The following is a 13,250-nucleotide window of genomic DNA, read 5'->3' as shown; positions in this document are numbered from 1 at the left end:
CTCGCGGGAATGCCGCCAGCGGCCTTCCGCTGGCGATGACCGCACTCTAGGCAGGCGCCGCTTCGCGGGGAAGCGGGCGCTTGGCATGGGGGTATCAGTCTTTGTGAAGCCTGTCTGGCGACCAGAGCCGCGTGCCAGTCCAGGCCCCACCCCCGATGAGGCGCTTGACGCAGTCCACCACCACCACGCGCGTGGCCAGGGCGGCGGGCGACAGCTCGTCCTCGCTCAGACTGCACAGAAGGTTGGTGCGGCGCACCTGGGCGTCGTCGATGAGCGAGAGGCGCAGGCGCTGCTGCGCATCGGGGACACCGTGCACGGCCGCGTAGGGCTGCAGGCTGCTGCCCAGGCCGGCGTCGACGGCGGCCATCACCATGGACAAGGAGTCCACCTCCATCACCACCTGAGGACGGATGCCGGCACGCGCGAAGGCAGCGTCGAGCGTCAGGCGCAGGCCGTGGGGGTGCGTGGGCAGGATCAGGGGCTCGTCGTCAAGGTCGGCGAGCGCCAGGCGTTTGCGCCGCCGCCGCCTGGCCTGGGTGACGAGGAAGATGTCCTCGGTGAAAAGGGGCTGGCGGTCCATCAGGCGGTCGCCCGGCACCGGCCCACCCTGTCCCGCCTGCGGATCGAACAGCACGGCCAGGTCGAGTTCGCGCGCCTTGAGCTGGGCCGCGAGATGACCCGACATGCCCTCCACCAGGTGCAGGCGCACATCGGGGTAGCGCTCGCGCATGGCCTGCATCAGCGGCAGGCCCAGCACGGCCGCCGTGGTGGGCGCCAGGCCCACGCTGACGGAGCCCGACAGGCGCGCGGCCTGCGCGGCGCGCACGGCCTGTTCGGCGTGGCGCAGGGTGAGCTTGGCCTCGCGGAAGAAGGCCATGCCGGCCTCGGTAGGCAGCACGCCGCGCGGCGTGCGCTGCAGCAGGCGTGTGCTGAGTTCGCTCTCCAGCCGGCTGATCTGCTGGCTCAGCGCGGACTGGACCATGTCGAGTTCCGCCGCCGCGCGGCTCATGGCGCCGAGCTCGACGATGCGGACGAAGTAGCGCAGTTGCCTCAATTCCATGGATGGCTCCCACAGGCGCCGCTGGCCGGGCCACTGGCCGCGGTCACCACGCCGCGCATTGTCGGGGAGGCACCGGCAGGACGGGTCAGAGCGACAGCCTTTTGAAGAGGCGCTCTGGGATCGACCGAATGACCAGCATCACGCCCCACCAGTACCACGGTGCGTAAACGACATCGCGTCGCTTGGCCACCCCGCGGAGAACGGCGCGGGCGATGGCGTCCGGGGGACTCCAGAGCGGCCCCTTCTTGTCAAAGGCGGCCGTCATCGGCGTGTCCACGAACCCGGGCTTGACCGTCAGCACCTGGACGCCAGACCGGTGCAATCGGTTGCGCACGCCTTGCATGAACGTCGCCACCGCGCTTTTCGCGGTGCCGTACACGTAGTTGGACTGCCGGCCGCGTTCGCCGGCCACCGAACCGAGAACGACGATCGAGCCGTGCCGCTGCGCTTCGAATCGGTTGGCCAGGTGCGTGAGCAGTGAAATGACACTGAGGGCGTTGGTGTTCAGTTCCTGGAGCGCGATCTGGACATCTTGCTCGCAGGCCTTCTGGTCCCCCAGCGTGCCGTGGGCGATGAGGGCCACATCGAGCCCCCCCAGCGCGCCGGCGGCGGCATCGATCACGTCGGCATGCCGCGCCAGGTCGTTCACGTCCAGGGCCGCGCAGGCGACGGACCGCGCGCCGCGGACCCTGAGATCGTCCGCGATCTCGTGCAGACGGTCCTTGTCGCGCCCGACCAGGTAGAGCGCATGCCCTTCGCACGCCCACAGGCGCGCGGTCGCCTTCGCGATGGCCGATGTCGCACCGATGATCAAAATCCTGGTCATGTTTGGGGGCTGGGGATGAACGTGAAGGGCGTTGCGGGGGCCGGGCGCTCGCTCAGGCCAGACCCAACCGGCGGGACTGGGTCGACATGAACTTGCCGTGGGCATGCCAGCGTGCGCGCACCTCCTCGAACGCCTGCCACCGTGGGTAGCCCGCCTTGAACGTGGCCTCGCTCATGCGAGCGTCCTTGGCGAGATAGAGTCGCCCCCCGTGCGCCGCGACGACGCCGTCCAACCGATCGAGCAGTTCGAATGTGGCCCCTTCCGCCTTGAAATCCACGGCCAGCGAGTACCCCGTCATGGGAAAGCTCAAGGGGTTGGCGTTCGCGTCGCCAAACAGTTTCAGGACGGCGAGAAAGGCACCCAGTTCGGACTGGCCAATGCGTTGGAGTATTTCCCGCAATCCGGTCGCGCCGGCTTCTTTGGGCAGAACCAACTGGTACTGAAGGAATCCCGACCGGCCATACCAGCCGCTCCACCCGGCCATCGCATCCAAAGGGGCAAAGAATGATTCGAACGGCTTTCGCTTCGTTTGGGCCTGCGCGCGCGCCCGCCGGTAATACGTGGCGTTGACCATCCTGGCCAACGGCCGGCGAAGCAGGCCCGAGGGCATTTCGATGGGCACGCCAGGGGCCTTGACCCGCCGTGCCACCAGCGGGCCATCAACGCACGGCTCGGCCGTGACCAGAATGGAGCGGCCCAGGCTGGCGCCGCGCGCCATGCAGTCGATCCAGGCAACCGAATAGGCGCTGGCGGCGTGCGCATCGAATGCCTCGAGAACAGCGTCGAGGCTGGGCGCCTTGATCCGCGTCTCCAGGATGTCGCTGGCGGCGATTCGCTTGAGCCGCAACACGGCGGACACGATGACGCCGGTCAGCCCCATCCCGCCACAGGTGGCGTGAAAAAGCTCGGCCTTGTCCGATGGGGAAGCCCCGACACACTCTCCATTGCCCAACAGAATCCGAATGGACGCCACATGCGCGCTGAACGTGCCATCGCGGTGGTGGTTCTTTCCACGAACGTCACTGGCGATGGCACCGCCCACGGTGATGAAGCGCGTGCCGGGTATGACCGGCAGGAACCAGCCACGGGGGACAAAGGTTCGCAGAATGTCGTCCAGCGAAGTACCCGCGGCGCACGACAGCAAACCCGTCTCCGGATCAAAGGCATGAAGCTGATCCAGCAGGCGCGTTGAAAGAACCTGTGGGCCCAGCGCGCTGTCGCCGTAGCTGCGGCCCAGTCCGCGAGCAATCAGTGGCGAGGTGCCAGACACCGCACGCAGGCAGTGCTGTCCCGACAAGGGCTCGACCACCTGGGCTTCCTGCCTCGGATAGCGGCCCCAGCCGTGCAACTCCATCAGCCCGCCTCGGCCGCAGCGCGTTCGCCGCGCACCCGGACTTCGCGCCTGTCCGGCCGGCATGCCATGCCGCGGCCGAAGGCCCCGCCGGCGCCCTCATCCATACATTGCATGGATTGGCGCGCAAAGATGCCTGGGGAAATGCCTTGGCGCCCAATGCCTTGGAATGGCACTGCAACAGAGGGGCGGTACGGAGGCATGGTGGGCGATGCTACCATGGGTGTTGGCCGGACCATGTGCTGGCACGGCGAGCTCACACGGGCCTTTCCAACATTAGTCAGCACCCGCGCGGCACAAGCACGACATGAAGGCCCGACTATTCTCTTTTGCCGTGCCGGTCACTGGCGCGCTGTTCGTTCTGGCCTACCTGATCGACGTGGTCTACGCACCGTCCATGCGGGGGCTCGATCTGTCCTGGCACGCCATGCTGGCATACGCCCACGACAACCAGCTGCAACACGGAAGTCAGATCCTATTCAATTACGGACCTTTGTCCTTTATTGAATCGGCCATATACGTCGAGTCGTCCCATCCGGAAAAGCTGCTCTACCGGGCCGTCTACCTGCTGATCCTGGGCATCGGTTGTTTCTCGGTACTGCGCATCCGGAGTGTGTGGGCCCTGCTGGCCTGGTGCGGCCTGACCCTGCACCTGCTGATGTGGCGGGATGTGTACCTGCTCCTGCCGGCCTTGCTGCTGTGCCACCACGAGTGCCGCAGACAGCCAGGCCATGCGGCGCAACTCGCGCTGTCCATTCTGCTCGCCTTCGGCGCCGCGTTTGCCTGCCTGGTCAAGGCGAATGCCCTGTTCTTCACCGTGCCCGCCATTGCCTTGGCGAGCCTCTACCGCTTCAGCGTGCGGGACTACAGGCCCATCGTCCCCGTGTGTTTCGGCTTGTCCGTCGTCTTGCTGTTCTGGCTGTCGGGCCAGCAGGTCTCGGGCTTTGCCGACTTCGTGCGCGGGTATGTCGATGTCTCGCTGGCCTACAACGCGGACATGGGACTGCCCGCGCCGCTGGCGCTGCACGGCGCCTACATCGCTGGCGCGGCGGTCCTGGTCGCGACGACCCTGCGCATGACCCATGCCGCCAGCACCGTGCTCAGCCTCCTCACGCTGGGGTATCTGCTGGTCGCCTACAAGATGGGCTTTGTGCGGCACGGTGCCCACCCCGGCAACGCGTTTCTCGCGCTGGCCTTCGTGTGCCTGGTGCAACTCTGGAGCCCCAGCGTCGACCGCATGACCCGCAACCAGCGGCGCGTGATCGCCGCGGTGGCCGTTGCAGCGGCCGCGCTGGTCACCTACATCACGGCATCGCTGTACCAGGTGGGGTTCATCAAGGGGTATGCCCACACGGTGGAGGATCGCGTCCGCCGCGTGGTGGACCCCGGCTACGGAACCCTCCTGAACGCCGAGTTGGGTCGTCTCCAGGCGATGTCGGTCGCGCAGGCGCGCTCGGCCATTCCGTTTGCTGATATCGAAGGACCGATGGACGTCTTCCCCTTCGAGTTCAGTCTGGCCTACGCGTCCGGGCTGCCGATCGCCACGCGACCCGCCTTTCAGTCCTACTTCGCGACCAGCCGCTATATGTCCGAGCGCAACGCGGACTTCCTCGCCAGCCCGCAGGCGCCGCGGTCGGTGGTGTTCAGCGTCGAGCCCATCGATGGTCGCTACGCCGCGCAGGAGGATCCGCTCGCCCTGGCCGCCTACCGCCGGCAATACCGGCTGGACCGGCAGGCACCGAACGCCCTGCTGTTGACGCGCCGTGCGTCGCCGCTGACCCAGTCCGAGGTGTGCCGCACGGCCGACGTGGAATTCGATCAGCCCGTGCTGGTTCCCTGGGTGGGTCCGGATCAAGCGGTCTGGGCCGAGATCGAGGTCGCCAGCACCTGGCTCGGGCGGGTCCTGGGCGTGCTGACCGGCCCCCCCGCCCTTCGCATGACGATGGCCACCCCGACGGGGAGTGCCGACTTCCGTTACCTGCGCGAGGCGGGCCAGACCGGCTTCCTGCTGTCACCCGCGCTGGTCTCCACCGAAGCGGCGGCGCGCTTCTTCAATGCCGAGAGCCGCCCGGAAGACCGGGTCCTCGGCCTGTCGATCCAGGCGCCCAGCGGCCCCATCCCCTGGTTTGCCCCGCAGCTGTCGGTCAGGCTGTGCGTGCTGTCCTGGGATTCGGCGCACCCAACGGGCCAATGACCGCTGGCCCGACGCGGCCATGCCGCACGGCAGGGGCACTCAAGGCATCGGCTGCCAGCCGCCCCCCAGCGCCGCCACCAAGGCCATGCTCGCCGCCAGCCGCTGGGCCCGAACGTCCAGCGCGGCGCGACGCGCCGACAGCGCCAGGTTCTGCGCGGTGGCCACTTCCAGGAAACTGATTTCGCCCGCCTCGTAGCGGTAACCGACCACGCGCTCGTTCTCGCTGGCCAGTTCCACCAGGCGCGCCTGTTGGCGTTCCTGCTCGGCCAGGGTGGCGAGTTGCGCGAGCGCGTCCTCGGTTTCGCGCACCGCGGCGAGCACGCCCGCGCGCCAGGCCGCGGCCTGCTCGTCGTAGGCGGCGCCGAACAGGGCTTCGTTGGCGCGGCGCGCGCCGCCGTCGAACAAGGTGGCCGCGAGGCGCGGGCCCAGCGACCACACGCGTGACGGCGCGTCGAGCAGGCGCGCGAAGCCCGTCGACTGCCAGCCGGCACTGGCCGACAGCGTGAGGTCCGGCAGCCAGGCGGTTTGCGCGAGGCCCAGGCGCGCGTGCGCGGCGGCGAGTTGGCGCCCGGCGGCGGCCAGGTCCGGGCGGCGGCGCAGCAGCTCGGCGGGCAGCGCGGCGGGCACGGGCGGCACCGCGGGCAAGGCGCCCTCACGCGCCGCCACGGGAAAGTCCGTGGGCGTGGCACCGGCCAGCAGCGCGAGCGCATTGGCCTCCAGCGCGCGCTGGCGCTGGAGGGTGAAGGCCTGGGTGCGCAGGGACTGCAGCTGCGTGTCGGCCTGGATGACGTCGGCGCGCGCGACCAGGCCAGCCTCGTACTGCAGGCGCGTGATCTGCAGCGAGCGCGTGTAGGCGACCTCGGCCTCGGCCTGCAGCGCCAGCTGGGCGTCGAGCGCGCGCAGGCGAACGTAGCCTTGCGCGGCGGCCAGCTGCAGCGCCAGTCTCGCGGCGTCGAGCAGCGCGGCCTGCGCGTCGGCATCGGCCGCCGCGGCCTCGCGCGAGCGCGCGGCGCGGCCCCAGAGGTCGGGCGCCCAGGACAGGTCGAGACCGGCGTCGTAGAGCCGCCGCGCGCCGGTGCTGGCACCGCCGCCGCGGCGCGTGACCGACGCGCCCGCGCCGAGCTGCGGCAGCGCCAGCGCGCGCGCCGCGTCCACCTGCGACAGGGCCTGGCGCCAGCGCGCCTCGGCCCGCGCGAGCTCGGGGTTGGATTCGGCCACGCGGCGCAACAGGGCGTCGAGTTCGGGGTCGCCATAGGCGCGCCACCACTCGGGGTCGATGGGCGCGGCCGGCGCGCTGCGGTCGGCGTTGGCGTGGTGGAAGCCGGGTGGCAATTCGATGCGCGGCGCGGGCGCCTCGCGCGTGCCGCTGGCGCACGCGGCCAGGAACAGCGGCAGGGCGGCGAGCGCGAGGCGAGGCGACATCGAGGCGAACAGAGACGAAGGTGGCATGGCGTCAGGCGGGCGTGGCGGCGGACGCGCCCGTGGGCAAGGGGCTCAGCCGCGCGCGCAGCCGTTCCAGCATCAGGTAGACCACCGGCGTGGTGTAGAGCGTGAGCAGCTGGCTCACGGCCAGGCCGCCGATGATGGCGATGCCCAGCGGGCGGCGCAGTTCCGAGCCTTCGCCCAGGCCCAGCACCAGCGGCACCGCGCCCAGCAGCGCGGCCAGATTGGTCATGAGAATGGGGCGCAGGCGGCGCAGCGCGGCCTCGTGGATGGCGTCGCGCGGCGCCAGGCCGCGCCGGCGCTGCGCGGCGAGGGCGAAGTCGATCATCAATATGGCGTTCTTCATCACCACGCCGATCAGCAGGAACAGGCCCAGCAACGCGATCAGGCTGAACTCGGTGTCCGAGATCCGCAGCGCCAGCAGCGCGCCCACGCCGGCCGAGGGCAGGGTGGACAGGATGGTCAGCGGGTGCAACAGGCTTTCGTAGAGCATGCCCAGCACCAGGTAGACGGTGACCAGCACGGCCAGGATCAGCCAGGGTTGGCGCTTGAGCGTGGCCTGCAGGCTGTTCGGGTCGCCCGCGCGCTCGCCGGTGGAGATGCTGCTGGGCAACAGCAGGCCGTTGACGGCGCGCTCGATGGCCGCCTGCGCCTGCTGCAGGCTCACGCCCGGCGCCAGGCCGTAGCTGATGCCGGCGGAGGCGAACTGCGCGTCGTGCTGCACGCGGTCGCGCGTGAGGCCATAGCGCCAGGTGGCGATGGCGCTGAGCGGCACGCGCTGGCCCGCGCCGTTGAGCAGCTGCACCTCCTCCAGCGCGCTCGGCTCGCTGTTGCCGCGCGGGTCGGCCTCCATGACCACGCGGTACTGGTTCAGCGCGTCGTACAGCGTGGCCACCTGGCGCTGCGAGAAGGCGTTGTTGAGCGCGGTGGTCACCGTGTCCATGCCCACGCCCAGGCGGCGCGCGGCCTCGCGGTCCACCTGCAGCACCACCTGCTGCGCGTCCTCGCCGGCGCCGAAGTCCACGCCGGCCAGTTCGGGCAGCGCGCGCAGCGCCTCGCCCACCGGGCGCGTCCACTGGCGCAGGTCGGCCAGCGAGTCGGAGCGCATGACGAACAGGTACTCGCCGTCGCCGCCGCCGCTGGCCAGCCGGATGTCCTGGTCGACCGACACGAACAGGATGCCGCCGGCAATGGGCGGGGCGGCGGCGCGCAGGCGCGCGACCACGGCCGAGGCCGGCTCGCCGCGCTCGGCCAGGGGCTTGAGGCGGATGCGGAACCAGGAGTTGCTGGTGCCGGTGCGCCCGCCACTGACCCCGGTCACGTCGGCCACGGCCGGGTCGGCCACCAGCAGGCGGCGGTAGGCCTCCACCTTGGGTTGCATGCCCTGGAAGGAGAAGCCATCGTCGCCGCGCACGAAGCCGCTGAGCTGGCCGGTGTCCTGCTGCGGCAGCATGCCCTTGGGGATGGCCACGTAGAGCCAGACGTTGAGCGCCACCGTGCCCACGAGCAGCAGCAGCGTGAGCCAGTGGTGGCGCAGCGCGAAGGCCAGGCTGCGCGCGTAGCCGGCCTGCACGTCGGCCAGCGCGGTGGCGATGAGACGCGCCAGCGGGCCCGGCGCGCGCGCGCGCGGGCCGGCCGGCAGGCCATGCGCGCACAGCGCCGGCGTGAGCGTGACCGACACGGCCAGCGAGATCAGCATGGCCGCCACCAGGGTGAGGGAGAACTCGCGGAACAGGCGCTCCACCACGCCGCCCATGAACAGGGTGGAGACGAAGACCACGATCAGCGCGCCGTTCATGGCGAGCAGGGTGAAGCCGACCTCGCCCGCGCCGGTGAAGGCGGCGCGCCAGACGGTGCGCCGGCCGATCTCGCGCTGGCCGGCGGCGGCCTGGGCGGCGCGCGCGCGCTCGAGGTGCCGCTGGATGTTCTCCAGCACCACGATGGCGTCGTCCACCACCAGGCCGGCGGCCACGATCAAGGCCATCACCGACAGGTTGTTGAGCGAAAAGCCCAGCCACCACATGGCCGCCAGCGCGCCGACCAGCGACACCGGCAGGGCCAGCGCGGGGATGAGCGCCGTGCGCAGGCTGCCGAGGAAGGCCCAGACCACGGCCATCACCAGCAGGCAGCTCAGGACGAGGGTGAAGCGGCCCTCGCGCAGCGTGGCGCGGATGCCGGGCGAGCGGTCCATCACCACGCTGAGCTGCGTGTCGGCCGGCAGCAGGGCGCGCAGCTGCGGCAGCTGCGCGTGGATGGCGTCGACGGTCTGCACGATGTTGGCGCCCGGCCGCCGGCTCACCAGCAGCACCACGGCGGGGCGGTTGTTGTGGTAGCCGGCGGTGTAGCGGTTCTCCACCGAGTCGCTGACCTCGGCCACGTCGGACAGGCGCACCAGCGCGCCGCCTTCGTTGCGCACCACCAGCGTCGAAAAATCGGCCGCCGTGCGCAGCGGCGCCGGCAGCGCGATCTGCCAGCGCGAGGCGTCGCGCTCCACCGCGCCGACGGGCCGCCAGGCGTTGGCGTCGGCGATCGCGCGGCGCACGTCGTCCAGCGACAGGCCGCGGTGCGCCAGCGCCTGGGGCTGCACCTGCACGCGCACCGCCGGCAGCGAGGAACCGTCCACCGTGACCTCGCCCACGCCGGCCACCTGCGCAAGCTTCTGCGCGAGCACGGTGGACGCGTTGTCGTACAGCGCCGACGGGGGCAGCCGCGGCGAGGACAGGGCCAGCGCCATGATGGGCGCCTGCGAGGGATTGACCTTCACGAAGCTGGGATTGCCCACCATGCCGGAAGGCAATTGCCCGCGCACCGCGTTGATGGCGGCCTGCACCTCGCGCGCCGCGTCGTCGATGTCGCGGTTCAGGTCGAACTGCAGCGTCACGCCGGTGCTGCCCTGGTTGCTGCTGGAGCGGATGCTGGTGACGCCGGCGATGCTGCCCAGCGCACGCTCCAGCGGCGCGGCCACGGTGGACGCCATGCTCTCGGGGCTGGCGCCGGGCAGGCTGGCGCGCACCTGGATGACGGGGAAGTCCACACGCGGCAGCGGCGCCACCGGCAGCAGCCGCAGGGCCAGCAGGCCAGTGAGCACGATGGCGGCGGCCAGCATCGCGCTGCCCATGGGGCGGCGGATGAAGAAGCGGGCCAGCGCGTGCATGGCGGCTCAGGCCAGCGGGGCGCGCGCGGCGCGGCGGCGCGCCAGGCGGTCGAAGGCCAGGTAGACCACCGGCGTGGTGAACAGGGTGAGCACCTGGCTCACGACCAGGCCGCCCACCATGACGATGCCCAGCGGCTGGCGCAGCTCGGCGCCCGAGCCGCTGGCCAGCATGAGGGGCACGGCACCGAACAGCGCGGCCAGCGTGGTCATGAGGATGGGGCGAAAGCGCAGCAGCGCGGCGCGGTGGATCGCCTCGCGCGGCGACAGGCCCAGTCGGCGCTGGGCGTCGAGCGCGAAGTCCACCATCATGATCCCGTTCTTCTTCACCAGGCCGATCAGCAGCACCACGCCGATCACCGCGATCAGGTCCAGCGGCCGGCCCGCCAGCAGCAGCGCGGCCAGCGCGCCCACCGTGGCCGAGGGCAGCGTGGACAGGATGGTCAGCGGGTGCACCGCGCTTTCGTACAGCATGCCCAGCACCAGGTACATCACCACCACGGCGGCCAGTATCAACCACAGCGTATTGGTCAGCGAGCTGCGAAAGCCCTCGGCCGCGCCCTGGAAGGCCAGCTCCACGGCGATCGGCAGCTCGATCTGGCGCCGCACGGTGTCGATGGCGGCCACGGCCTCGCCCAGCGAATGGCCGGGCGCGAGGTTGAAGGACAGGGTGACGGCCGGGAACTGGCCCTGGTGCTCGATGGCCAGCGGCGCGCGCCGCTCCACCGCGCGCGCCACGGCGGACAGTGGCACCGGACGCGCATCGGCCGCGCCACTCGCACCGGTCGCGGGCCGCACGTACACCCCCTCCAGCGCCTGCAGGCCACCGCGCGCCGCGTCGTCGCTCTCCAGCACCACGCGGTATTGGCTGGCGTGCGTGAACAGGGTGCTGACCTGGCGCTGGCCGAAGGCGCTCTGCAACGCGGAGGCGATGTCGCTCATGCGCAGGCCCAGGCGGGCGGCGGCGTCGCGGTCCACCTCCAGGTAGGCCTGCAGGCCCTCGCGCTGCAGGTTGCCGGCCACGTCGGCCAGCTCGGGCCGCTGCGCCAGGGCCTGCAACAGGCGCTCGCTCCACTCGGCCAGCAGCGCGCTGTCGGGCGAGCTGAGGGTGAACTGGTACTGCGTGCGGCTGATGCGGTCTTCCATGCCCAGCTCCTGCACCGGCTGGAACCAGGCCTGGATGCCGCCCACGCCGCGCGCGCGCTCGCGCAGGCGCTCGATCAGCTCGCCGGCCGAGACCGCGCGTTGCGCGTGTGGCGCCAGCGTGATCAGCATGCGCCCGCTGTTGAGCGTGGCGTTGCTGCCATCCACGCCGATGTACGACGCGATGCTCTGCACCGGCGCTTCGGCCAGCAGCGCCTCGGCCAGCGCGCGCTGGCGCTCGGCCATGGCACCGAAGGACACGCTCTGCGGCGCTTCGGTCACCACCTGGATCGCGCCCGCGTCCTGCACCGGGAAGAAGCCCTTGGGCACGGCCAGGTAGAGCAGGCCGGTGAGCAGCAGCGTGGCGGCCAGCGCCAGCAGGGCCAGGGGCTGGCGCGCGAGCACCCAGTCGAGCGCCTGGCCGTAGCGCTCGATGGTGCCGTCAAGCGCCCCCCGCACCGGGGCAAGCCCGGCTTCCCCCCCAAGGGGGGCGGGCGAACTTGGGGCGGCCCGGCGTTCGCCCTGCCAGTCGCGATCCTCGCCGTGCGCGGGCGGGCGCGGCAGCAGGCGCGCGGCCATCATGGGCGTGAGCGTGAGCGAGACCACCAGGGAGATGGCGATGGCCACGGCCAGGGTGACGGCGAACTCGTGGAACAGGCGGCCCACCACGTCGGCCATGAACAGCAGCGGGATCAGCACCGCCACCAGCGAGACCGTGAGCGAGACCAGGGTGAAGCCGATCTCGCTGGCGCCCTTGAGCGCCGCCTCCATGGGCCCCGCGCCCTGCTCGCGGTGGCGCGCGATGTTCTCCAGCATCACGATGGCGTCGTCCACCACGAAGCCGGTGGCGATGGTCAGCGCCATCAGGCTCAGGTTGTTGAGCGAGTAGCCCAGCAGCAGCATGGCCGCGAACGTGCCCACCAGCGACAGCGGCACGGCCACGCTGGGAATGAGCGTGGCCGCCGGCGTGCGCAGGAAGACGAAGGTGACCAGCACCACCAGCGCGATGGCGAACAGCAGCTCCTTCTGCACGTCGCGCACCGAGGCGCGGATGCTCTCGGTGCGGTCGGACACCACCTGCACCTTCACCGTGGCCGGCAGCGTGGCCGTGAGCTGCGGCAGCAGCGCGCGCACCTGGTCGGCCACGGCGATGACGTTGGCGCCGGGCTGGCGCTGGATGTTGAGCAGCACGGCCGGCGCCAGGCCACAGCCGCCGGCCTGGCCCGGGACGCAGGCCATGCCGGCCCAGGCGGCCAGGAACCGGTCCTCGGCGCCCTCTTCCACCTGGGCCACGTCGGCCAGGCGCAGCGGCGCGCCGTCGCGCCAGGCCACGATCAGGCGCCGGTACTCGGCCACCGAGCGCAGCTGGTCGTTGGCGTCGAGCATGGTGCTGCGCAGCTCGCCGTCGAAGCTGCCCTTGGGCTGGTTGTTGTTGGCGGCGGCGATGGCCGTGCGCAGCTCCTCCAGGGTGAGGCCGTTGGCCGCCAGCGCGCGGCTGTTGGCCATCACCCGGATGGCCGGGCGCTGCCCGCCCGCCAGGCTGACCAGGCCGACACCGGGCAGGCGCGAGAGCTGGCCCGCCATGCGCGTGTCCACCAGGTCGACCACGCGCGGCAGCGGCAGGGTCTCGGACGATATGGCCAGGGTGAGGATGGGCACGTCCGCCGGATTCACCTTGCGGTAGATCGGCGGCGCCGGCAGGTCGGACGGCAGCAGGCTGTTGGCGCTCTGCAGCGCGGCCTGCACATCCTGCTCGGCCACGCCCAGGTCCACCTCCAGCGCGAACTTCAGGGTGATGACCGAGGCGCCGCCCGAGCTGGTGGACGACATCTGCGCCAGGCCCGGGATCTGGCCGAGCCGGCGCTCCAGCGGCGCGGTGACGGTGCGCGCGGTGACGTCGGGGCTGGCGCCGGGCTGAAAGGTGAAGACCTGGATGACCGGGTAGTCCACCTGTGGCAGCGCGGACACCGGCAGCTGGCGCCAGGCCAGCAGGCCGGCGATCAGCACCGCCAGCATCAGCAGCGAGGTCGCCACCGGCCGAAGGATGAAGGGGCGCGAGAGCGAGGGCGCGGCGGACATGGC

At 71.3% G+C, this 13,250-nt stretch carries 7 protein-coding genes; 1 reads left to right on the top strand and 6 read right to left on the bottom strand.

Going from position 1 to position 13,250, the window contains the following annotated elements; translation table 11 throughout:
- Window positions 1–94 precede the first annotated feature (94 nt).
- From DY262_RS16460 to DY262_RS16450, 3 genes are all read right to left on the bottom strand, one after another.
- On the bottom strand, window positions 95–1,060 hold the full coding sequence (locus DY262_RS16460) for a LysR family transcriptional regulator (protein WP_116960197.1): 966 nt from the start codon (window positions 1,058–1,060) through the stop codon (window positions 95–97).
- A gap of 85 nt (window positions 1,061–1,145) precedes the next feature.
- Window positions 1,146–1,886 (bottom strand): SDR family oxidoreductase, encoded by a 741-nt coding sequence (locus DY262_RS16455; RefSeq protein WP_116960196.1) that lies wholly within the window; start codon window positions 1,884–1,886, stop codon window positions 1,146–1,148.
- 52 nt (window positions 1,887–1,938) lie between these two features.
- The gene (locus tag DY262_RS16450) at window positions 1,939–3,240 is read right to left on the bottom strand and encodes an FAD-binding oxidoreductase (RefSeq protein WP_116960195.1); all 1,302 of its coding nucleotides are present in this window, start codon (window positions 3,238–3,240) and stop codon (window positions 1,939–1,941) included.
- A 304-nt stretch (window positions 3,241–3,544) separates the two neighbouring features.
- On the opposite strand from DY262_RS16450, the gene DY262_RS16445 reads away from it, so the two are divergent.
- Window positions 3,545–5,431, top strand: a complete 1,887-nt coding sequence (locus DY262_RS16445; protein ID WP_116960194.1) for a hypothetical protein — start codon at window positions 3,545–3,547, stop codon at window positions 5,429–5,431.
- A 39-nt stretch (window positions 5,432–5,470) separates the two neighbouring features.
- Here DY262_RS16445 and DY262_RS16440 read toward each other — a convergent pair whose 3' ends face one another.
- The 3 genes from DY262_RS16440 to DY262_RS16430 are packed head-to-tail and all read right to left on the bottom strand — an operon-like array spanning window position 5,471 to window position 13,247.
- Window positions 5,471–6,880, bottom strand: a complete 1,410-nt coding sequence (locus DY262_RS16440; protein ID WP_116960193.1) for an efflux transporter outer membrane subunit — start codon at window positions 6,878–6,880, stop codon at window positions 5,471–5,473.
- A 4-nt stretch (window positions 6,881–6,884) separates the two neighbouring features.
- Window positions 6,885–10,028: an efflux RND transporter permease subunit gene (locus DY262_RS16435; protein WP_116960192.1), complete on the bottom strand. Its 3,144-nt coding sequence runs from the start codon at window positions 10,026–10,028 to the stop codon at window positions 6,885–6,887.
- 6 nt (window positions 10,029–10,034) lie between these two features.
- Complete coding sequence (locus DY262_RS16430; RefSeq protein WP_116960191.1) at window positions 10,035–13,247, bottom strand: efflux RND transporter permease subunit; 3,213 nt, start codon at window positions 13,245–13,247, stop codon at window positions 10,035–10,037.
- Between the last annotated feature and the right edge of the window lie 3 nt (window positions 13,248–13,250).

Origin of the sequence: Hydrogenophaga borbori (genome assembly GCF_003417535.1) — a bacterium.
GTDB lineage: Bacteria > Pseudomonadota > Gammaproteobacteria > Burkholderiales > Burkholderiaceae_C > Hydrogenophaga > Hydrogenophaga borbori.
Note: the sequence above shows the minus strand (reverse complement) of the source record. Positions and strands in the feature narration are given on the sequence as shown.

What these genes read in the sequence shown, in the direction of transcription:
- DY262_RS16460 (WP_116960197.1), bottom strand. Translation starts at nt 1,060, where the DNA reads ATGGAATTGAGGCAACTGCGCTACTTCGTCCGCATCGTCGAGCTCGGC.
- DY262_RS16455 (WP_116960196.1), bottom strand. Translation starts at nt 1,886, where the DNA reads ATGACCAGGATTTTGATCATCGGTGCGACATCGGCCATCGCGAAGGCG.
- DY262_RS16450 (WP_116960195.1), bottom strand. Translation starts at nt 3,240, where the DNA reads ATGGAGTTGCACGGCTGGGGCCGCTATCCGAGGCAGGAAGCCCAGGTG.
- DY262_RS16445 (WP_116960194.1), top strand. Translation starts at nt 3,545, where the DNA reads ATGAAGGCCCGACTATTCTCTTTTGCCGTGCCGGTCACTGGCGCGCTG.
- DY262_RS16440 (WP_116960193.1), bottom strand. Translation starts at nt 6,880, where the DNA reads ATGCCACCTTCGTCTCTGTTCGCCTCGATGTCGCCTCGCCTCGCGCTC.
- DY262_RS16435 (WP_116960192.1), bottom strand. Translation starts at nt 10,028, where the DNA reads ATGCACGCGCTGGCCCGCTTCTTCATCCGCCGCCCCATGGGCAGCGCG.
- DY262_RS16430 (WP_116960191.1), bottom strand. Translation starts at nt 13,247, where the DNA reads ATGTCCGCCGCGCCCTCGCTCTCGCGCCCCTTCATCCTTCGGCCGGTG.